Origin of the sequence: Agrobacterium sp. FDAARGOS_525 (assembly GCF_003938925.1) — a bacterium.
GTDB classification, from domain to species: domain Bacteria; phylum Pseudomonadota; class Alphaproteobacteria; order Rhizobiales; family Rhizobiaceae; genus Agrobacterium; species Agrobacterium pusense.
The window spans coordinates 911,622-929,940 of record NZ_RKIU01000003.1; the positions used below are offsets into that span (position 1 = coordinate 911,622).

Consider the following 18,319-nt stretch of genomic DNA (forward strand, 5'->3'; position numbering starts at 1 on the left):
GAGATGGAGTGCCGGAAACCGGCACAGCGCTCTTATTGCTTGTTGACCACAGCCTTTTCCGGGTTGGGCGGGAAAGACGGATCCGTCTTGACGCCACGCAACAGGTCAAGCGCATAGTTAAGCTGGATGTCGTCCTTGGCCTCCGGCGGAACATAGGCCGAAGAACCCGAACCTTCGTCCGTTTCGCTCTGACCCTTGATGTGCCCGGAGAGACTGGATTCGCCCTCTGCCGTGACGCGACCCTGCAATTCCGGCGGCAAAGGCTGCTCTACCTTGATATCGGGCTCGATACCTGTTCCCTGGATCGATTTGCCAGACGGCGTGTAATAGAGCGCGGTGGTCAGACGCAGCGCACCGGCCTCGCCGAGCGGAATGATCGTCTGAACCGAACCCTTGCCGAAGGAGCGCGTGCCGACAACGGTCGCGCGACGCAAATCCTGCAGAGCGCCGGCAACGATCTCAGACGCCGAAGCCGAACCGCCGTTGACGAGCACGATCACCGGCTTGCCGTCGGTCAGATCGCCGGCCGTTGCGTTGAAGCGGCGGGTCTCGTCGGGGTTACGGCCACGGGTTGAAACGACCTCACCACGCTCAAGGAAGGCGTCGGAGACATTGATCGCCTGATCGAGCAGACCGCCCGGGTTGAGGCGCAGGTCGAGCACGTAACCCTTCAGCTTGTCGGCAGGAACATCCGCCTTGATCTTCTTGATCGCCTTTTCGAGATCGTCGTAGGTCTTCTCGGTAAAGGAGATGACGCGCAGATAACCGACATTGTCGCCCTCGACACGCGACTTGACCGCGCGGACGGCAATCACGTCGCGCACAACGGTAATTTCAAGCGGCTTGTCGGCGCCCTGGCGGATGACGGTCAGCTTGATGGGCGTCTTGACTGCGCCGCGCATCTTTTCGACCGCCTGCTCCAGCTTCAGTCCGCGAACCGGCGTACCATCGATTTCGGAGATGAAGTCGCCGGCAAGAATGCCCGCGCGGGATGCTGGCGTATCATCCATCGGAGAGATGACCTTGACCAGTTCGTTTTCCATCGTCACTTCGATGCCGAGGCCGCCGAACTCACCCTTGGTCTGGGTGCGCATGTCGTTGGCGTCCTTCGCATTCATGAAGCTTGAATGCGGGTCGAGCGAGCTGAGCATGCCGTTAATGGCATTTTCCACCAGCTTCTCGTCATCCGGCGGCGTCACATATTGCGCACGCACGCGTTCGAACACGTCGCCAAAGATCGACAGCTCCTTATAGGTCGAAGGCCCGGCCGCCTGTGCCGGCATGCTCGCCGAATAAATCACGCTCATCGCCGTGGCGCCCATAAGCCCACCGATAAGGAGAAGCGAAACCTTACGAATCATTGTGCGCCCTTCCGGTATTTTTTGCGGTCCACCACGGTTGGGAATCAACCGGTACACCATCTTTCCTGAACTCAATGTAGAGCGTTGGCCTGTCGGTTTCCAGCGCCAATGCTGCTGCACTCGCTACTCTTTTTGCCCCCATGGAGGCGATCGGCTCTCCGGAGAACACGAACATGCCCTGCCGGGTTCTTACATTATCCATGCCCGTCATGACCACGTGATACCCATCGCCGGTATTGAGGATGACCATGCGACCGTAGCTGCGAAAATCGCCGGCAAATACCACGAAACCGTCCGCAGGCGCCGTCACGATGGCCTCCGGGCCGCTCGCGACGACAACTCCTTTGGAAAAATGGCCCGTACCATCCGCATCGCCGAAGCGCCGCAGCACTTCGCCCGCCACCGGAAACTCCAGCTTTCCCTTCAAACTCGCGAAGGGATATGCGGGCGCAATACGGTTTTTATCGGGCATTCCAGCCTCGGCCGCGGCGCGCTGCTTTTCGCGTTCCGCCTCCGAAAGACGGGCCAGACGCTGCTCTTCCGCACGCGCCTTTTCCATCGCCTCCCGTACCGAGGTAATTTCGCCTTCAAGCGAACTGACTAGCCCTTCGAGACTCGTCGCCTTGCTCGCAAGTTCTTCGGACCGCTTGCGCTCCGCCTCCAGCTCCGCCGCCGTCTGGGAATTCTTGCGGTCGTTTTCGGCAATCAGCAGGTCGAGGCGTTTTTCCTCTTCAAGACTTGCCGTCATCATACCCGTAAGATCGTCCTTTTCGCGAGCGATTGCCTGTCTGAGATCGGTCAATTCTTTGAGAGCGGCGACCAGCTTGTCCGTTTCACCGCGAATGCCGGGCACAACGGCGCCAAGAAGAATGGCGCTGCGAACGGAAGCAAGCGCATCCTCTGGCGAAACGAGCAGAGCGGGCGGCGGATTTCTGCCCATGCGCTGCAACGCGGCCAGAACCTCAGCCAGTACACCGCGCCTCTCCCGTAGAGACGCCTTGACGCCGTCCTCGCGCACCGAAAGCTTGGCCAGGCGATCCTCACCATCGCTGATCTTGGTTTCCAGCGCCTTGCGTCTCGCAGCCGACGCAATCAGCTCTTCCCGGATACGGGCGCTATCCTGATCGAGGGATGCAATGCTCTCCTCGAGCTTCCTTGTTTTGTCCTCGGAAAGTCCGATACTGTCGACCAGCTCCTCCAGATCCTGACGGTTCTGGTCACGACGCTTCTCCAGCGACTGCAACTCATCTGGAGATAAATCGCCATTCTCGGTGGGAACGGCGCCTGCATCATCGCGCGAATAGGTCGGACCGATCCCCACAACGAAAGCAGCGAGAACCGCGCCCGCAAGGGCCGCGTGCCGTTTTCCTGGAGACTTCTTGTCCATCTGAACTTTCTTTGATGCCGAAGCAGGGAGCGCCGATATTAGGGATTTTACCGCGATCTTCCAAGAGGCCTTTAAGGCGGCCGACGACCATGCCCATGTCAGCCGTGTCGCCGAGCTTCATGTTGAAATTGCGACGGCACCCGCATCCGTCCACGCGTCATACCCGGTGATAGGGGTGACCGGATAGGATGGTAACGGCGCGGTAAAGCTGCTCGGCAATCAGGATGCGGACAATCTGATGCGGCCATGTCAGTTTGCCGAGATTGAGAACGGCTGTCGCCCTGTCATAAAGGCCGGGATCGAGACCATCGGCCCCGCCGATGGCGATAACAAGTTCGCGCTTGCCGCTGTCGCGCAGATCACCGAAAAAGGACGCAAAGGCCGGGCTGTCGAGCGCCTTGCCACGCTCATCGAGTAAGATGAGCACTGCGCCATCGGAAAGATGCTTTTCCAGCATCGCCGCCTCTTCGCGCTTGCGGGTTTCTGCGTTTGATGCACGACTTTCCGCGACTTCGATGACCCGCGAAAATTCCAGCCCGACCGCCGGGCCAGTCTTGGCGAGGCGCTCGATATAACGGGTCGCAAGATCCTTTTCGGGGCCGGATTTCAGCCGTCCCACCGCAAAAATTGAAATCCGCATCGCAAACCTGCACGTGTCGTAGCCCAACGGGCCACGCTCTTAACAGCATAGCGCGCGGATTCCTATGCGGCCGACCTGATTTCCGGCCAGAAGCATCGCTCCGAAGTCACAGGCGATCTTCGGCAAAAACGATGCCTTCGCTCAAAGGCTCACCGCATCAATGCAGTGTCTCTTCCGGCATGTCCGGCGTCGCCCACATTTTTTCGATGTTGTAGAAAGCGCGGATTTCCGGTCGGAACACATGAACGATGATATCGCCGGTATCGATGAGCACCCAGTCGCCGGTCTCAAGACCTTCGACGCGGGCGTTTCCGAACCCTTCATCCTTCATGTCTTTCAGAAGATGCTCGCAAATCGCCGAGACATGCCTGTTCGACCGCCCGGAAACCACAACCATGTAGTCCGCAAGCGCCGATTTTCCGGCAATGTTGAGAGAGACGATATCTTCAGCCTTGGAGTCCTCGAGGCTCGCGAGGACGGTGTCGAGGGCATGGCCGGCGGCATCGGCGCCACTGTCCTGGCCCTTCGGGATAGCAACGAATGCTCTTCCCTTGGCGTGTACTGTTGTCAGAGGTTTTCCTTTCCAAGAATGACAAAACAGGCACTATGCGACGCGATTCTCTGCGTCACACAATGAAGGTGGCATCAAAGCATTAACTTTTCAAGATATGGAGCCTTCGACGGCGGCCACATACATCATTTGTGATCGGCCGTGTCATTTGCGGCCGTTACGTAGCGCAGTGGAGCTGAGCGTGGAACGCGGTCCATGAATGAAAACCCAGGCGGGCGCTGGTTTTTTCCATAAAACACCGGCATCGTCCTCATCGATCCGCGCCTGGCTGAAGGCCTGCGCCATGGTGGAGGAGAGGTAGGAAAGCGTCGAACCCGGCCTGTCGATCACCGCAATCGGGAAAGTCTCAGCAATCGTGCGCCATTTCTGCCAGTGATGGAAACTCTTGAGATTATCGGCACCCATGACCCAGATGAAGCGCACGTGCGGATTTTTCGCCTTCACCTTGGCGAGCGTATTAGCGGTATAGCTTATGCCCAGCGATTTTTCGAAAGCCGTGACCTTGATGCGAGGATCGTGAACGAGCTTTTCGCAGGCAGCGATGCGATCTTCGAGAGAGGCCAGCTCTGAGCGGCTTTTCAACGGATTGCCTGGCGTCACCATCCACCACAGCTGATCGAGACCGAGCCTGCGCAGCGCAATCTCTGCAACAAGCGCGTGACCGGCATGCGGCGGATTAAAAGAACCGCCGAACAGCCCGACAACCATGCCGCGCTCCACATGAGGCATGGTGAGATAACGTCTGTCGAGGCGCTTATCGGCCGGCAAATATCAGGTCCGTGTCTGGCCGGTGCCATGCACACGGTATTTGAACGAGGTAAGCTGCTCGACGCCGACGGGGCCTCGCGCATGCATCTTGCCGGTGGCGATGCCGATTTCAGCGCCCATGCCGAATTCACCGCCATCGGCAAATTGGGTCGAGGCATTGTGCAGCAGAATGGCCGAATCAAGTTCGTTGAAGAATCGCGCCACCACCTCGGCATCCTCGGCGATAACGGCCTCGGTATGGTTGGAAGAGTAGGTGCCGATATGTTCGATCGCACCGGAGATGCCATCCACCACGGCGACCGAAATGATTGCATCGAGATATTCGGTGCGCCAGTCCTCTTCCGTTGCCGGCGCGAGACCCGCCATCACTTCGCGTACGGCCTGCGAACCGCGCACTTCGCAACCGACTTCCATCAGAGCCTTGACGAGCGGCTGCAAATGGGTGGAAACGGCAGCAGCATCCACCAGCAGCGTTTCGGCCGCCCCGCAAATGCCGGTACGGCGCATCTTGGCGTTGACAACGATGCGTTTCGCCATGTCGAGATCAGCGGATTTATCGACATAGATGTGGCAGATCCCCTCAAGATGCGCGAAAACCGGCACGCGGGCCTCCGACTGTACCCGGGCCACGAGGCTCTTGCCGCCGCGCGGCACGATAACGTCAACCGTGCCATTCAGGCCGCTGAGAAGCGCGCCAACGGCGGCGCGGTCGGTCACCGGTACCAGTTGAATGGCATGCTCGGGAAGACCCGCGATCTTCAGACCTTCCACGAGGCAGGCATGGATAGCACGCGATGAATGTTGCGAATCCGAGCCGCCGCGCAGGATCACGGCATTACCCGCCTTGAGACATAGCGCGCCGGCATCCGCCGTCACGTTCGGGCGGCTTTCGTAAATCACACCGATGACGCCAAGCGGCGTGCGCATGCGCTCGATCTTCAGGCCATTGGGCCTGTCCCATGCGGCGATGACTTCGCCGACCGGATCGGGCAGCGCCGCAACGGAACGAATGCCTTCAGCGATACTGGCAATCCGGTCATCATTGAGCGTCAGCCTGTCGATGAAGGAGGGCGCAAGACCAGCCTGATCCGCCGCGGCTAGATCTTTGCGGTTAGCAGCAAGGATCGCCTCTTTCGAGGCTTCAATGGCGGAGGCCATGGCAAGCAGCGCACGGTTCTTCTGGTCCGCGCCAGCGATGGACAACGGTCGTGAAGCAGCTTTCGCCTGAGCGCCGATGGTCATCATCAGCGCGTCAATATCATGGCTCTGCTTCACGGCCTGTTCAGGCATGGACCTCATCCTTCTCTGCACTCTTAACTTTCACGGCGGCCCCGGTCATGACGAGGTCGTCGCGATGGATCATCGCCGCCCGTCCGACATAACCGAGGATCGCTTCAATCTCATTGGACTTGTGGCCGATGATGAGACGTGCCTCTTCCGCATCGTAACCCGCGAGACCGCGCGCGACCTCACGGCCTTCCGAGCCGATGATGGCAACGGCATCGCCGCGCCCGAAATTGCCCTTGACCTGCCGCACGCCAGCGGGAAGCAGACTTTTACCGGCATAAAGGGCCTTTTCCGCGCCGGCATCCACATGGATTTCGCCAGCGGGCTGCAACTGCCCGGCAATCCAGGTCTTGCGTGCCGTCACCGGAGTCCCGGATGGCGCGAACCATGAGGAGCGCGCACCGTTTTCGATGGCCTTGAGCGGATTGAGCGTCTTGCCTGACGCGATGATCATGCCGCAGCCGGCAGCGGTGGCAATCTTGCCCGCATCGATCTTGGTGCGCATGCCGCCGCGCGAAAGCTCGGAAGCTGCGCCGCCTGCCATGGCTTCGATTTCGGGGGTGATGTCCGCAATCGTGTCAAGGAATTTGGCGTCCGGATCGAGATGCGGCGGAGCTGTGTACAAGCCGTCAATATCCGACAGCAGAACCAGCAAATCGGCGCCCGTCATGGTCGCCACGCGCGCAGCGAGGCGATCATTATCGCCATAACGAATTTCGGTAGTCGCAACCGTGTCGTTTTCATTGATGATCGGAATAGCGCCGATCTTCAGAAGCTGGTTGATGGTGGCGCGCGCATTGAGATAACGGCGACGCTCTTCGGTGTCGGAGAGCGTCAGCAAAATCTGGCCGGCAACAATGTCATGCCGCGACAGGCTTTCCGACCATGCCCGCGCCAGCGCAATCTGGCCGACAGCCGCCGCCGCCTGGCTTTCCTCCAGCTTCAACGCGCCCGAAGGCAGGCCGAGCACGGTGCGGCCAAGAGCGATAGCGCCCGAAGACACCACCTGAACATCCGCACCGTTTTTCTTCAGCGCCGCGATGTCTTCGCAGATGGCATCCAACCAGTCTTTCTTCAGGCCGCTTTTGCGGTCCACCAGAAGCGCCGATCCGATCTTGATGACGATCCGGTGGTGGCTGCCCAGCGGCTTGCGCGTCAGGCTCATAGGCGGTCGTCCTCTTCCTCGACCTCGCTCTCATGCGGCATGGACCGATCGGGAAGGGCGGTTTCGCCGCCATTGCTTGCCGACACGATGATGTCGCGAAGGGCGCGAAGGGCTTCCGTCATGCCGATATGCGCGGCAGCGGACAGAAGAAGCGGCGGACGGCCGCAGGCCTTTTCCAGTTCCTTGGCCTTCTTTTTCAGTTCCTTTTCATCCAGCACGTCGATCTGTGACAGCGCGACGATTTCCGGCTTGTCTGTCAGTCCGCCACCATAGGCATCAAGTTCAGCTTTGACGGTTTTGTAGGCCTTGCCGACCTTCTCTTCCTGCGCGGAAACGAGATGCAGAAGCACGCGGGTGCGCTCGACATGGCCGAGGAAACGGTCACCGATGCCGACCCCCTCATGCGCGCCTTCAATCAACCCGGGAATATCGGCCAGCACGAATTCACGGCCATCGATGGTCGCGACACCAAGGTTCGGATGCAGCGTCGTGAACGGATAGTTGGCAATCTTTGGCCGCGCGCGCGTCACGGTTGCAAGGAATGTAGACTTGCCCGCATTAGGCAGGCCAACGAGACCAGCGTCGGCAATCAGCTTTAAACGAAGCCAGACCGTCTTTTCTTCACCCGGAAGACCCGGATTGGCATGAGTGGGCGCCTGATTGGTGGATGACTTGAAATAGGCATTGCCGAAACCGCCATTGCCGCCCGCGGCAAGGCGAAAGCGCTGGCCCTCCTTGGTGAGGTCGACGATCAGCGTCTCGTTGTCTTCTTCAAAAATCTGCGTGCCAACAGGCACCCGCAGCACCACGTCGGAACCCTTGGCGCCGGTGCGGGTCTTGCCCATGCCGTGCTGGCCAATCGAGGCCTTGAAATGCTGCTGGAAACGGAAGTCGATCAGCGTGTTGAGACCGTTGACCACCTCAACCCAGACGTCGCCGCCGCGTCCGCCATCGCCACCATCGGGGCCGCCGAATTCGATGAATTTTTCACGCCGGAACGACACGGCACCCGCGCCGCCATCACCGGACTTGATATAGACTTTTGCTTCATCGAGAAATTTCATCGGACTGCCGTTCTGTCGGTTTGCGGGCACCGCAACCAATCGTGCTGCGCCAAACAAAAATATCGTCGTTTCGAATACAAGCGCTTCTTCACAAGGTCAAAGACTATCGTGCGGGAAGCTCATGCGCGAGACAAGGCCGGTCTGGATCAAACCGGCCTTGTAATGTTCCTCAAATGCGATGCGGCTTAATGAAATCTTCAGCCGTGACCATCGTGTCGATATGCGCCACCATGGCGGCACGCGCCGTGGCGTAGATCTGGTGACAACCGGTCACCCGGAAGCCGAGCTTCTCCTGCACACGCAGCGAGGCGGGGTTATCCGCAAACACGCCGGAGTGAAGGGTCACTCCCGGCATGCGGCGAAAGAACCGCTCAACGACGGCGGCCACCGCCTCGGTCATGTAACCCTTGCCCCAGTAGAAGCGGTTGAGCCAATAGCCGAGATGCCACTCGCCATGCCGCAATTCCACCGAGACGACGCCGATCAGCGTATCGTCGCCGCTGGTAATGGCGAAATCCCAGTCAGGCAGGGTGCCGGAGGTGCGCAACACCAGCCACTCCAGCGCATCCTGCTTGTGGTAAGGCGCGGGAACGCGGGCCAGCATTTTCGTTACCGCAAAATCGCCAAGCGATTCCGCAATGCTGCCGGCATCGGAAAGGCGCTGTGGGCGCAGCACCAGACGCGATGTCTCGATCACGGGGCAGGGGCCTGGCGGCGCTATCGCAGGGGCCGCCCGGCGGCGGCTCAGTTCGAGCGTGCTCATCCCATGTCCCCCCAGCTCTTCAGAGAAACCCAGGTCTTGCGGTCCAGCCTGTACCATTCGACCGGCACCATGCCACCGAGCGCCAGCGAACCGACCATGCCGGAGCCCTGGAACTGGAAACCGCACTTCTGGATGACACGGCGCGACGGGATGTTGGTGACCCGGCAACGGGCATCGATCTGGTCGATTTCACGCGTGCGAAAGGCCATGTCGATCAGCGCATGCGCCGCTTCGGTCATGTATCCCCGGTTCCAGTAGGGTTCCCCCAGCCAGTAACCGATCTCCAGCGTCTTTTCGTCTTCCTGGGGTTCGAGCGCGCAGCAGCCCAGAAACTCGCCATTGTCCATGCGGGTAATCGCATAGACGCACTTGCCAATCTCGCCAGCTTTGGAGCGTCGCACAAAATCCGCGGCGTCTTTGGCCGTGTAGGGGTGCGGCATACGCGATACCATGGTCGCGATATTGGCATTGTTGGCAAGATGGGCAAGGGCGTCGATGTCTTCTTCGTGAGGCTTGCGCAAAACCAGCCTCTGCGACAGTAAAACGGGGCAATCGCTCCTCGACCGATCGGGCCTCGGCCGTTCCTCGGGTGACCGTGATTGGTCAACCCTCAACAATTCAGCTTGCATGGTTCAGTCCCTCCTTGGGGTTAAAGAAAAAGGGGAGTTGGGTGGTGCCCCATCTCCCCTGTTTTCTTGACTGAACCTGATACGCCTCAGCCGGGTCGATGGGACACCGGCTGCATATGACGCTTACCGGCTTATTCTGCGGCTTCCGCTTTCGGTGCCACGGATACGAATACGCGGCCATTGGCCTTCGTACGGAAGTTCACGTTACCTGCGGTCAGTGCGAAAATCGTGTGGTCCTTGCCCATGCCAACATTGGCGCCGGGATGCCACTGCGTGCCGCGCTGACGCAGAATAATGTTGCCTGGAATGACAGCTTCGCCGCCGAACTTCTTTACGCCAAGGCGCTTGGATTCGGAATCGCGACCGTTACGCGAGGAACCGCCAGCTTTTTTGTGTGCCATTGGAGTTCTCCTTTAAACCTTGTTTCCCGTGTCGCGCCGATCAGGCAGCAACGATGTCCGTGATGCGGACGACAGTGTGATGCTGACGATGGCCGCGCGAACGCTTGGAGTTCTGACGACGACGCTTCTTGAAGGCGATGACCTTCTTGCCGCGGTTGTGCTCGACAACTTCCGCCTTGACGATGGCACCCTTGACGAAGGGAGCACCGAACTTGGCGTCGGCACCTTCGCCAACAACGAGAACTTCGGTGAATTCTACAGTTGCGCCTGCCTCTGCTTCCAGCTTTTCGATGGTCAGCACGGCGTCGGCCGCTACGCGGTACTGCTTACCGCCGGTCTTGATGACTGCGAACATTTTTTATCCTTTCATGTTCGTTCCGGCTCTGCCCGCCTTAAGCAAGCTGGCCGTCTTTTTATCAGTCGGAATTTGGTAGAAACCCGTCGGGACAGGATGTCCCTTTGAATGTCTGCCGGTGAAGCCGCCTTTTTGGGGGCGGTATTTAAAAGAAGGCGCACTACGCCATCAATTTGGGTGCCGATTACGCGAGACGCCGGTTTATGTCAAGATGAAGACGGCTTGAAAAGTAACTGTAACGCCAAGAATTTCATGCTTTTTCGGCAGGCGCGGCAGTCAGGTCTCGAAATTTGCCCAGCAAGTGTTTATATGGGCCTTCCAACAAGGAGCAGAAATGGCCCGCATAGACCAGACCGACGATTGGCGGGACCGCCATGCGCCGACACTTTCCGCCTTCGAATCGCTTGCGATCGAGGCCTATGGCCACCTGCCGGAAGAATTTCGCGCACTGACGAAAGATCTCATCATCGAGATCGCCGATTTCCCGACCGACGATGTCTTCGAAGACATGGCGCTCGAAACGCCTTTCGATCTCCTGGGGCTTTTCGAGGGCCGGGGCATCTCCGAACGTTTCACCATGGAAACGGGCGAGATGGTAAACCGTATCACGCTTTATCGACGTCCCATTCTAGACTACTGGGCCGAGAACGAGGAAACGCTGGGTGATATCATCACTCATGTCCTCATCCACGAGATTGGCCATCATTTCGGCCTGTCTGATGACGACATGGAGCGGATTGAAGAAAGCGCCGACGAGGCCGCCGCCGATCGCTGATCGGGGCGGCCATGACTGCTTACTGCTCGCCGAGCTTCATGTCGGGATGGTATTCCTTGCCCTCGACCACCTTGGTCACGGCCTGGCCGCAATGCATGACGCCACTTGCCGCATTAAAGGCATAGCTTGGCGAACCCGCGAGTTCCCAGCCTTTGTTCAGCGCCTCGGTAACCCGGTGACAGAATTTCGCGTCGTCCGGTCCGGTGATGAAACGATAGACCTTCACGTCGTTTTTACCTTTCTTTGCGCGATGATATCGGCCATGGCGACCAGCCTTTCGGCCTGGTTTACATGCAGCCGTTCTATCATCCGACCATTCATGTTGATGACATTTAATTTCGCATATTCCGGTTTTGCGAAAGCCGCAATGATCTCACGCGCTTCCGCGACCGCAGTCTCGTCCGGGGCGAAACGCCGGTTAGCCGGCTCGATCTGAGCAGGATGGATCAACATCTTGCCATCGAACCCCATGGCGCGCCCCTGTTCGCATTCAGCTTCGAAGGCCTCGATGTCACGAAAGTCGTTTGAAACGCTGTCGATGACTTCCAGACGGTACGCACGGGCGGCAAGCACAACCTGCATCATCCAGGGTACGAGATACATGCGGTCTGTCAGCGCTGGAACGCGCGTTTCCTTGCGGAGGTCGTTCAGCCCGATGACAAAAGCCGCCAGCCGTGCATCCGGCGTGTGGGCCGCGTCTGCAATCGAGGCGGCGTTCAGGACACCGAGCGGCGTCTCGATCATCGCCCAGATTTTCAGGGCTTCGGGCGCATCTGCTTCGGCCAGAAGATCAGCCACGTCATTGATATCCGCCGGCTGTTCCACCTTCGGCAGCAGGACTGCGTTCGGCCGACAGGAAAGAACAAGCTGCAGATCCGCCTTCCCCTCAGGTGTGGAGAGGGGATTGATGCGAATAATGGTCTCGCCGCCGAAAAAAGGGGCTTCCGAAAACAAGGTTTTCAGATTCTCCCGCGCCTTGCCCTTCATGTCGGGCGCTACCGAATCTTCCAGATCGAGGATCACCCCGTCACAGTCGAGATCGCGAATCTTTTCCAGCGCCCGGACGTTGATCGCGGGGACAGAAAGCAGCGAACGGCGCGGTCGGACAGGAATATTTTCGGAAAAACTGACCATGCCGCACTTGTGTCAAGCTTTTGTGACATCTGCAAGCTGACAATCCACTGAATCCTCTTGCAAGCCGGAAGAAGAAGGCCCACATTCGTCTGGAAAGAAAGGTTTGGATCATGCAAGGCATACGTTCGTTTTTCATCGCCGCATCCGGCATTGCAATTCTGGCCATGGCCGCTCTTTTCACGGCGTCGCTTACGGTCGCTTTCATTGGCGTGCTCGCGGTTCTTAGCGCAGCCCGCCTCCTGTCCGCGCGTCTGAAGCCGGCTCCGATCCCTGTGAAGCCCCGCAGCCAGCGCGACATGCGCGTCTGGAACGACGGCAAGGGTACGATTATCGATCTCTGAGGTCGATGAATTCGGAAAAAGCACCGGCGGTGCGCGCAAGGCGTACCGATGAATGCGGGTTTGTGCTTCTAAAGCGACCCTTTTTGCAGTATTTCCCCAGTTAACTCCGGCCGGCTTTAGCCAGCGCCAGATTTTGTTCAGGGAAACACGGGAAGCGACAGATGGAAAAATTCACCAAGCTGACAGGCGTTGCCGCGCCAATGCCGGTCGTCAATATCGACACCGATATGATCATTCCGAAAGATTATCTGAAGACCATCAAACGCACCGGTCTTGGCAAGGGCCTTTTTGCTGAATCCCGGTATCTCGAAGACGGTTCGCCCAATCCCGATTTCGTGCTGAACAAGCCCGCCTACCAGAACGCCCAGATCCTCGTCGCCGGCGATAATTTCGGCTGCGGCTCATCGCGCGAACACGCACCCTGGGCGCTGCTCGATTTTGGCATCCGCTGCGTGATCTCCACCAGCTTTGCGGATATTTTTTACAATAACTGTTTCAAGAACGGCATTCTTCCGGTTGTCGTCAGCCCCGAGAACCTGGAAAAGCTGCTGGACGACGCATCGCGCGGATCAAACGCCGTTCTTTCCATCGATCTTGAACGTCAGGAGATCAGCGGTCCCGACGGCGGTACGATCAGTTTTGAAATCGATGAGTTCAAGCGTCACTGCATGCTGAATGGCCTCGACGATATTGGCCTGACGCTGGAACATCGCGGCGCAATCGATACCTTCGAAAAGACCAACGCCTCCGCGCGGCCCTGGGCCTGATCCCACTTTCTACGTCGGGCATTCGCACAAGCGGGCCCGTCAGGAAAATGCGTCAAGGTAAAAGACTAAAAAGCCGATCCCGTACAAAACCGTACCGGATCGGCTTTTGCTTTGCTTGAAAAGCCCCTGAGGCAGAGATAAGAAGCCCCCGATCCCGTCTGGCTGCAATAAGACCTTGCAGATGCAGGACGGAACGAGTTTGACGCCGTGCTCGCCGCCATCGAAAACCCTTCTGGATGTTTTCCGGCGCGCCGCCCAAGGAGGGTTCCTATGACAGTTCGTTCGCTTTTCCTTCTGCCCGGTGATGGTATCGGCCCTGAGGCCATGGCCGAAGTCCGCAAGCTGATCGACTATATGAACAGCGCTGAAGGTGCCGGTTTCACAGTCTCCGAAGGCTTGGTTGGGGGTTCCGCCTATGACGCCCACGGTGTTGCGATTTCCGATGCGGACATGGAAAAGGCGCTCGCCGCCGATGCTATCCTGTTCGGCGCCGTCGGCGGCCCGAAATGGGATGGCGTTCCCTATGAGCATCGCCCGGAAGCCGGCCTTCTTCGCCTGCGCAAGGATCTTGAACTTTTCGCCAATCTGCGCCCCGCCATCTGCTACCCGGCACTCGCCGCCGCTTCCTCCCTGAAGCCGGAACTTGTCGAAGGTCTCGATATCCTCATCGTTCGCGAGCTGACGGGCGGCGTTTATTTCGGTGAACCAAAGCAGATCATCGACCTCGGCAACGGCCAGAAGCGCGGTATCGACACCCAGATCTATGACACCTTCGAGATCGAGCGTATCGCGAGTGTCGCTTTCGAGCTGGCCCGCACCCGCGACAACCGCGTCTGCTCGATGGAAAAGCGCAACGTGATGAAGTCGGGCGTGCTGTGGAACCAGGTGGTCACCGAAACCCATGCTGCAAAGTACAGGGATGTTCAGCTGGAGCATATGCTGGCGGATGCCGGCGGCATGCAGCTGGTGCGCAAACCCAAGCAGTTCGACGTTATCGTCACCGACAATCTCTTCGGCGACATGCTTTCCGACGTCGCCGCCATGCTCACTGGCTCGCTTGGCATGCTGCCTTCTGCCTCGCTTGGCGCACCGGACGCCAAGACCGGCAAACACAAGGCTATGTACGAGCCGGTCCACGGCTCGGCGCCTGACATTGCCGGCAAGGGCATCGCCAACCCCATCGCCATGATCGCGTCCTTCGCCATGTGCCTTCGCTACTCATTCAACATGGTGGATGAGGCGACGAAACTCGAGACAGCGATTGCAAACGTGCTCGACCAGGGCATCCGCACCGCCGACATCATGGCAGAAGGCAGCCGCCAGGTCGGCACGTCCGAAATGGGTGATGCGGTTCTTGCCGAATTCAAGGCGCTTTCGGCGTAAGGCTTGATACAGGCTGGGCAGGCGGCATAGCCGTCTGCCCGTTTTCCTTCGTAAGAAGATGCTCGTAGCGCCTGTCGGTCAGTGTCTTCAGAAACGCGACAATGGCGTCGACCCGCTTGTCGTCCAGCGCCGGCGCTGATGTCAGTTCCGCCATGGCGATATTCTCAGGCACCTCAGGCGCGTCCCAGGCTCTGCCGGTTTCAGGATTGATCTGACGGCTCGGCTTCTTGCTCTTATATTTCACGTAAAACAGCACGACCGTGCGCAGATCCTTGAACACGCCATTGTGCATGTAGGGGCCGGTCACGGCGACGTTGCGCAGCGTCGGCACCTTGAATTTGCCGCGCTCAGCCGGATCACCGGCGACGATCGGATTCTGCGCAAGACCGAGATCGACTGCGCCCGGCTTCGAGCCATTTACGGCCCGGACAGGTGTATTGGCGGGCACACCGATGTTGAAATATTTGTGGTTGGTGAAGAGGCCGTCTTCCAGACCCTTGGCGCCCCGGATTTCGTGGCAGGTATTGCAATTGGTGAATTGCGTCGAGGAGATAAGAACCCGCCCCAGCTCTTCCTGATCAGTCAGCTTTTCCTCGCCACGCAGGAAGCGGTCATATCTGGAATCGAAGGTCGAGAACTCGTCCGATCGCTCAAAGCTCGCCAGCGCCTTCGTCATTGCGGCATAGGCGGTGTCGTCGTTCTCAAAAACATCCTTGCCGAACTGCGTGCCGAACGCCGCGACATAATCCGGATTCTCCTTGAGTCGCTTCACGACCGAGGGCTTGTCCGGCATACCCATTTCGACGGGGTTGAGCGGCGGTCCACCTGCCTGATCCTCCAGCAGCGAGGCGCGGCCGTCCCAGAACTGGCCACCCACATACTCTCCCGCCGCATTCCTGCCGAAAGGCGGTGAGAACCGGGCGTAGGCCGCGGTCGGCGCGTTGCGGTCGCCCAGTGAGAAACCGTCATCGCCGAGCGAAACATCGCGCCCAACCTTATCGTTTTCCCGTCCATCGGAAAAACCGGCCGCCTGCATATGGCAGGTGGAACAGGCCATCGTCCGGTTCATGGAAAGATTGGGATCGTCAAAGAGCGCCGCACCGAGCTTTTCCAGCGTCGCATAATCTTCGCCGCCATGAGCAGCCACGCCATCGAACCCGACACCGAAAGGAGCGAGCAGAACGGATGCAGCCAGAGCGGCGGAGAGAAAAAATCCGGGTTTCGTCATCGGTAGGCACGTCGAGATAAATGCGCGATAGCAGATCCGGGCCGCGGCAGACAGAACGGCTTCCGGCCCGGACTTCACGGAACATGGAGCGCCGGAAGTATTTCCGTCTTTCCATGCCCTCTGAGAGGACCCTATAACACTTTCTCACGGTCGGAGCCTACAAACTTTCACAGCTTGCTCCACTTTGCCGCACGGGGATCAACCGCCCCGGGCAATGGCGTGGAAAAACGTGCCCGAAACGAGGCCTCGCCTGCCGCCCGATGGCCCGAGCGGGCGACCCTGCCCGTCGGCTATCTCAGCAAAAGGCGCGTCTTGGCCGGGGTCGATGACCCGGGCATAATGGAATTCATGGCCGCGCAGAACTTCCCCTGCCGATCCGAGCGGACCATTCACCGCAATTGTTGCCTGCCGGTAGCCGAGACTCATCTTGCGCGTGGCAAAGCTGGTGGCATGCGACAACAGACCTGTCATGGCATGGGTCACCCCATCGGCATCCTCCAGCGCCGCCCCCATCACCATGTAACCGCCGCACTCGCCATGCACGGGCTTTGTCGCGGCAAAGCGGGTGATGCCGGCCTTGAAAACAGCGGCATTCGCGAGTTTTCCGGCAAAAAGCTCGGGATACCCGCCGGGCAGCCAGCAGATATCACAGCGCCCATCCGGAGCCTCATCGGCGAGCGGAGAAAAACGCACGATTTCGGCGCCGGATGCATGCCAGTGCTTCTTGAGATGCGGGTAAAGGAAGGTAAAAGCTGCATCTTCCGCCAGCGCAATGCGCTGGCCGGGCGGCGCGATGGCTGCTGCTTTCGAACCCGGAGGCAGCTCGACCGGTGCAGCAAGTGACAACACGGCATCGAGATCGATGGATTTTTCCATCGCGTCCGCGAGCCTTTCAATATGTGCATCGATTTCCGGATGTTCGCTCGCCTGCACGAGACCCAGGTGACGTTCCGGCAGGATGAGGGAGGGATCGCGCAGCACGCATCCGGCAACCGGCAATCCGATTTTTTCGATGGCTTCCGTACACAGGAGCCTGTGCCTTTCGCTGCCGGCCCGGTTCAGCACCACCGCCGCCATGGTTACGGCGGGATCGTAATGGGCAAAACCGTGAGCAACCGCGGCGGCGGTCTGCGACTGACCGGACACATCGAGGACCAGCAGCACGGGAATGCCGAATAGCCGTGCCAGATCCGCAGCCGAACCGGTACGGTTTTCCGCCACCGGAATGCCGTCGAACAGGCCCATCGCGCTCTCGATCAGAATGAGATCGGCATCCTGCGTGTGCTGTGAAAACAGGTGCCGCAGCAGCTCTGGCCTCATTGCCCAGCTATCCAGATTAAGACCTGATGAGCCGGTGGCGAAGGCATGGAAACCCGGGTCTATGTAATCGGGTCCCGTCTTGATGCCGCGTACCTTGATACCGCGTCTGGCGAAAGCCCGCAGCAGGCCGATAGTCACGCTGGTCTTGCCGGATCCCGAGCGCGCTGCGCCGATGATGATCGCCCGCGCCGTCATGCCTGCGAAACTCCCAGCCGCTCGCGCATCGACACAATCTCTCCGATGACGATCAAGGCCGGCGCTTCGAAATTTTCCCGCATTGCATCGCCGGCTATACTTTCCAGCTTGCTAATAAAGATGCGCTCTTGTTCAGTTGTCGCCGACATGATGACAGCGACCGGCGTCGTCGCCGCACGTCCGCCCTGCATCAGAAGCTTTGCAATTGCGCCGATATTCTTCAGACCCATATAAACGACGACGGGCTCCTGTGTTTTTGCCAGCGCCAGCCAGTCCAGGTCCTCCTCCGTGCCAGCCGCATGACCGGTGGCGAGCGTCACGGCGCGACTGATCCCACGCATCGTGGCTGGAATACGCGCAGAAGCCAGCGCCGCCAGCGAAGATGTCATGCCCGGCAATATGCGAAACGGAACGCCGGCACGGACCAGCGCCTCCGCTTCTTCGCCGCCACGGCCAAAAATGAAGGGATCGCCGCCCTTCAGCCGCAGCACCTTTTTTCCCTGCCGGGCGAAATCGATCAGCGAGGCGGTAATATCGTCCTGCGTCGCAGAGGGCTTGCCACCGCGCTTGCCGGCAAAGACGATCTCCGCCTGGGGACCGAGCGCCACGACATCGTCACTCACCAGCGCATCACGCACGATGATCTCGGCCTGGGAGAGTGCCAGCGCCACTTCGAGCGTCAGATAACGCACATCGCCCGGCCCTGCGCCCGCGAGCCAGACGTGCCCCGCTTCGAAGGCCGGACTTTTTGCGGCAATACTGTTCAAAATCTGCGGTATCGACAT

General features: G+C 59.3%; 21 protein-coding genes. 4 read left to right on the forward strand and 17 right to left on the reverse strand.

Features of this window, described 5'->3' with window-relative positions:
* Positions 1 to 32 precede the first annotated feature (32 nt).
* The 12 genes from EGT36_RS05590 to rplU all read right to left on the reverse strand — a co-directional run bounded on the left by EGT36_RS05590 (position 33) and on the right by rplU (position 10,391).
* Positions 33 to 1,361, reverse strand: a complete 1,329-nt coding sequence (locus EGT36_RS05590; RefSeq protein ID WP_004444102.1) for a S41 family peptidase — start codon at positions 1,359 to 1,361, stop codon at positions 33 to 35.
* Entirely contained in the window at positions 1,351 to 2,748 is a 1,398-nt protein-coding gene (locus EGT36_RS05595) for a murein hydrolase activator EnvC family protein (RefSeq protein ID WP_037090112.1), read from the reverse strand. Before EGT36_RS05595 ends, EGT36_RS05590 begins: the two co-directional genes overlap by 11 nt.
* 157 nt (positions 2,749 to 2,905) lie before the next feature.
* A complete protein-coding gene (gene rlmH, locus EGT36_RS05600) occupies positions 2,906 to 3,388 on the reverse strand; it encodes a 23S rRNA (pseudouridine(1915)-N(3))-methyltransferase RlmH (RefSeq protein ID WP_004444109.1) in 483 nt (160 codons plus the stop codon).
* A 157-nt stretch (positions 3,389 to 3,545) separates the two neighbouring features.
* Entirely contained in the window at positions 3,546 to 3,989 is a 444-nt protein-coding gene (rsfS, locus tag EGT36_RS05605) for a ribosome silencing factor (RefSeq protein WP_035208002.1), read from the reverse strand.
* Positions 3,990 to 4,103: 114 nt separating this feature from the next.
* A complete protein-coding gene (locus EGT36_RS05610) occupies positions 4,104 to 4,688 on the reverse strand; it encodes a nicotinate-nucleotide adenylyltransferase (RefSeq protein WP_044459702.1) in 585 nt (194 codons plus the stop codon).
* 42 nt (positions 4,689 to 4,730) lie between these two features.
* Complete coding sequence (locus EGT36_RS05615; RefSeq protein WP_037090108.1) at positions 4,731 to 6,017, reverse strand: glutamate-5-semialdehyde dehydrogenase; 1,287 nt, start codon at positions 6,015 to 6,017, stop codon at positions 4,731 to 4,733.
* Complete coding sequence (proB, locus tag EGT36_RS05620) at positions 6,010 to 7,179, reverse strand: glutamate 5-kinase (RefSeq protein ID WP_004444120.1); 1,170 nt, start codon at positions 7,177 to 7,179, stop codon at positions 6,010 to 6,012. The genes EGT36_RS05615 and proB overlap by 8 nt, the downstream gene beginning before the upstream one ends.
* The gene (gene obgE / locus EGT36_RS05625) at positions 7,176 to 8,243 is read right to left on the reverse strand and encodes a GTPase ObgE (RefSeq protein ID WP_004444121.1); all 1,068 of its coding nucleotides are present in this window, start codon (positions 8,241 to 8,243) and stop codon (positions 7,176 to 7,178) included. Before obgE ends, proB begins: the two co-directional genes overlap by 4 nt.
* A gap of 169 nt (positions 8,244 to 8,412) precedes the next feature.
* The gene (locus EGT36_RS05630; RefSeq protein WP_004444123.1) at positions 8,413 to 9,006 is read right to left on the reverse strand and encodes a GNAT family N-acetyltransferase; all 594 of its coding nucleotides are present in this window, start codon (positions 9,004 to 9,006) and stop codon (positions 8,413 to 8,415) included.
* Positions 9,003 to 9,635, reverse strand: a complete 633-nt coding sequence (locus EGT36_RS05635) for a GNAT family N-acetyltransferase (protein WP_004444125.1) — start codon at positions 9,633 to 9,635, stop codon at positions 9,003 to 9,005. The genes EGT36_RS05630 and EGT36_RS05635 overlap by 4 nt, the downstream gene beginning before the upstream one ends.
* 131 nt (positions 9,636 to 9,766) lie before the next feature.
* On the reverse strand, positions 9,767 to 10,036 hold the full coding sequence (gene rpmA, locus EGT36_RS05640; protein ID WP_004444127.1) for a 50S ribosomal protein L27: 270 nt from the start codon (positions 10,034 to 10,036) through the stop codon (positions 9,767 to 9,769).
* 40 nt (positions 10,037 to 10,076) lie between these two features.
* Positions 10,077 to 10,391: a 50S ribosomal protein L21 gene (rplU, locus tag EGT36_RS05645; protein WP_003492690.1), complete on the reverse strand. Its 315-nt coding sequence runs from the start codon at positions 10,389 to 10,391 to the stop codon at positions 10,077 to 10,079.
* Positions 10,392 to 10,725: 334 nt separating this feature from the next.
* Between rplU and EGT36_RS05650 the strand changes: the two genes are divergently transcribed.
* The gene (locus EGT36_RS05650) at positions 10,726 to 11,166 is read left to right on the forward strand and encodes a metallopeptidase family protein (protein ID WP_003520258.1); all 441 of its coding nucleotides are present in this window, start codon (positions 10,726 to 10,728) and stop codon (positions 11,164 to 11,166) included.
* A gap of 19 nt (positions 11,167 to 11,185) precedes the next feature.
* On the opposite strand, the gene EGT36_RS05655 is transcribed toward EGT36_RS05650, so the two are convergent.
* Both EGT36_RS05655 and EGT36_RS05660 read right to left on the reverse strand, forming a co-directional pair.
* Positions 11,186 to 11,392 carry a DUF1737 domain-containing protein gene (locus EGT36_RS05655; RefSeq protein WP_003505258.1) on the reverse strand — a complete coding sequence of 69 codons (207 nt, stop codon included), beginning with the start codon at positions 11,390 to 11,392 and terminating at the stop codon, positions 11,186 to 11,188.
* Positions 11,389 to 12,300 carry an HpcH/HpaI aldolase/citrate lyase family protein gene (locus EGT36_RS05660; RefSeq protein ID WP_125270120.1) on the reverse strand — a complete coding sequence of 304 codons (912 nt, stop codon included), beginning with the start codon at positions 12,298 to 12,300 and terminating at the stop codon, positions 11,389 to 11,391. Before EGT36_RS05660 ends, EGT36_RS05655 begins: the two co-directional genes overlap by 4 nt.
* 110 nt (positions 12,301 to 12,410) lie before the next feature.
* Here EGT36_RS05660 and EGT36_RS05665 point away from each other — a divergent pair, with 110 nt between their 5' ends.
* The 3 genes from EGT36_RS05665 (at position 12,411) to leuB (ending at position 14,791) form a co-directional block, all read left to right on the forward strand.
* Positions 12,411 to 12,641: a hypothetical protein gene (locus EGT36_RS05665; RefSeq protein ID WP_006698322.1), complete on the forward strand. Its 231-nt coding sequence runs from the start codon at positions 12,411 to 12,413 to the stop codon at positions 12,639 to 12,641.
* A gap of 161 nt (positions 12,642 to 12,802) precedes the next feature.
* Complete coding sequence (gene leuD, locus EGT36_RS05670) at positions 12,803 to 13,408, forward strand: 3-isopropylmalate dehydratase small subunit (RefSeq protein WP_006698323.1); 606 nt, start codon at positions 12,803 to 12,805, stop codon at positions 13,406 to 13,408.
* Between the two features lie 270 nt (positions 13,409 to 13,678).
* Positions 13,679 to 14,791 (forward strand): 3-isopropylmalate dehydrogenase, encoded by a 1,113-nt coding sequence (gene leuB / locus EGT36_RS05675; RefSeq protein ID WP_125270121.1) that lies wholly within the window; start codon positions 13,679 to 13,681, stop codon positions 14,789 to 14,791.
* Here leuB and EGT36_RS05680 read toward each other — a convergent pair.
* The 3 genes from EGT36_RS05680 to cobA form a co-directional block, all read right to left on the reverse strand.
* On the reverse strand, positions 14,772 to 16,019 hold the full coding sequence (locus EGT36_RS05680) for a cytochrome-c peroxidase (RefSeq protein ID WP_037090098.1): 1,248 nt from the start codon (positions 16,017 to 16,019) through the stop codon (positions 14,772 to 14,774). The genes leuB and EGT36_RS05680 overlap by 20 nt on opposite strands.
* A 198-nt stretch (positions 16,020 to 16,217) precedes the next feature.
* On the reverse strand, positions 16,218 to 17,534 hold the full coding sequence (locus tag EGT36_RS05685) for a cobyrinic acid a,c-diamide synthase CobB (protein WP_037090096.1): 1,317 nt from the start codon (positions 17,532 to 17,534) through the stop codon (positions 16,218 to 16,220).
* Complete coding sequence (gene cobA, locus EGT36_RS05690) at positions 17,531 to 18,319, reverse strand: uroporphyrinogen-III C-methyltransferase (RefSeq protein WP_037090094.1); 789 nt, start codon at positions 18,317 to 18,319, stop codon at positions 17,531 to 17,533. The genes EGT36_RS05685 and cobA overlap by 4 nt, the downstream gene beginning before the upstream one ends.

Excerpts from the sequence above, each read along its gene's own strand:
- EGT36_RS05590 (WP_004444102.1), bottom strand. The coding sequence starts at position 1,361 with ATGATTCGTAAGGTTTCGCTTCTCCTTATCGGTGGGCTTATGGGCGCC.
- EGT36_RS05595 (WP_037090112.1), bottom strand. The coding sequence starts at position 2,748 with ATGGACAAGAAGTCTCCAGGAAAACGGCACGCGGCCCTTGCGGGCGCG.
- rlmH (WP_004444109.1), bottom strand. The coding sequence starts at position 3,388 with ATGCGGATTTCAATTTTTGCGGTGGGACGGCTGAAATCCGGCCCCGAA.
- EGT36_RS05610 (WP_044459702.1), bottom strand. The coding sequence starts at position 4,688 with ATGCCTCATGTGGAGCGCGGCATGGTTGTCGGGCTGTTCGGCGGTTCT.
- EGT36_RS05615 (WP_037090108.1), bottom strand. The coding sequence starts at position 6,017 with ATGCCTGAACAGGCCGTGAAGCAGAGCCATGATATTGACGCGCTGATG.
- proB (WP_004444120.1), bottom strand. The coding sequence starts at position 7,179 with ATGAGCCTGACGCGCAAGCCGCTGGGCAGCCACCACCGGATCGTCATC.
- obgE (WP_004444121.1), bottom strand. The coding sequence starts at position 8,243 with ATGAAATTTCTCGATGAAGCAAAAGTCTATATCAAGTCCGGTGATGGC.
- EGT36_RS05630 (WP_004444123.1), bottom strand. The coding sequence starts at position 9,006 with ATGAGCACGCTCGAACTGAGCCGCCGCCGGGCGGCCCCTGCGATAGCG.
- EGT36_RS05635 (WP_004444125.1), bottom strand. The coding sequence starts at position 9,635 with ATGCAAGCTGAATTGTTGAGGGTTGACCAATCACGGTCACCCGAGGAA.
- rpmA (WP_004444127.1), bottom strand. The coding sequence starts at position 10,036 with ATGGCACACAAAAAAGCTGGCGGTTCCTCGCGTAACGGTCGCGATTCC.
- rplU (WP_003492690.1), bottom strand. The coding sequence starts at position 10,391 with ATGTTCGCAGTCATCAAGACCGGCGGTAAGCAGTACCGCGTAGCGGCC.
- EGT36_RS05650 (WP_003520258.1), top strand. The coding sequence starts at position 10,726 with ATGGCCCGCATAGACCAGACCGACGATTGGCGGGACCGCCATGCGCCG.
- EGT36_RS05660 (WP_125270120.1), bottom strand. The coding sequence starts at position 12,300 with ATGGTCAGTTTTTCCGAAAATATTCCTGTCCGACCGCGCCGTTCGCTG.
- EGT36_RS05665 (WP_006698322.1), top strand. The coding sequence starts at position 12,411 with ATGCAAGGCATACGTTCGTTTTTCATCGCCGCATCCGGCATTGCAATT.
- leuD (WP_006698323.1), top strand. The coding sequence starts at position 12,803 with ATGGAAAAATTCACCAAGCTGACAGGCGTTGCCGCGCCAATGCCGGTC.
- leuB (WP_125270121.1), top strand. The coding sequence starts at position 13,679 with ATGACAGTTCGTTCGCTTTTCCTTCTGCCCGGTGATGGTATCGGCCCT.
- EGT36_RS05680 (WP_037090098.1), bottom strand. The coding sequence starts at position 16,019 with ATGACGAAACCCGGATTTTTTCTCTCCGCCGCTCTGGCTGCATCCGTT.
- EGT36_RS05685 (WP_037090096.1), bottom strand. The coding sequence starts at position 17,534 with ATGACGGCGCGGGCGATCATCATCGGCGCAGCGCGCTCGGGATCCGGC.
- cobA (WP_037090094.1), bottom strand. The coding sequence starts at position 18,319 with ATGTCGATACCGCAGATTTTGAACAGTATTGCCGCAAAAAGTCCGGCC.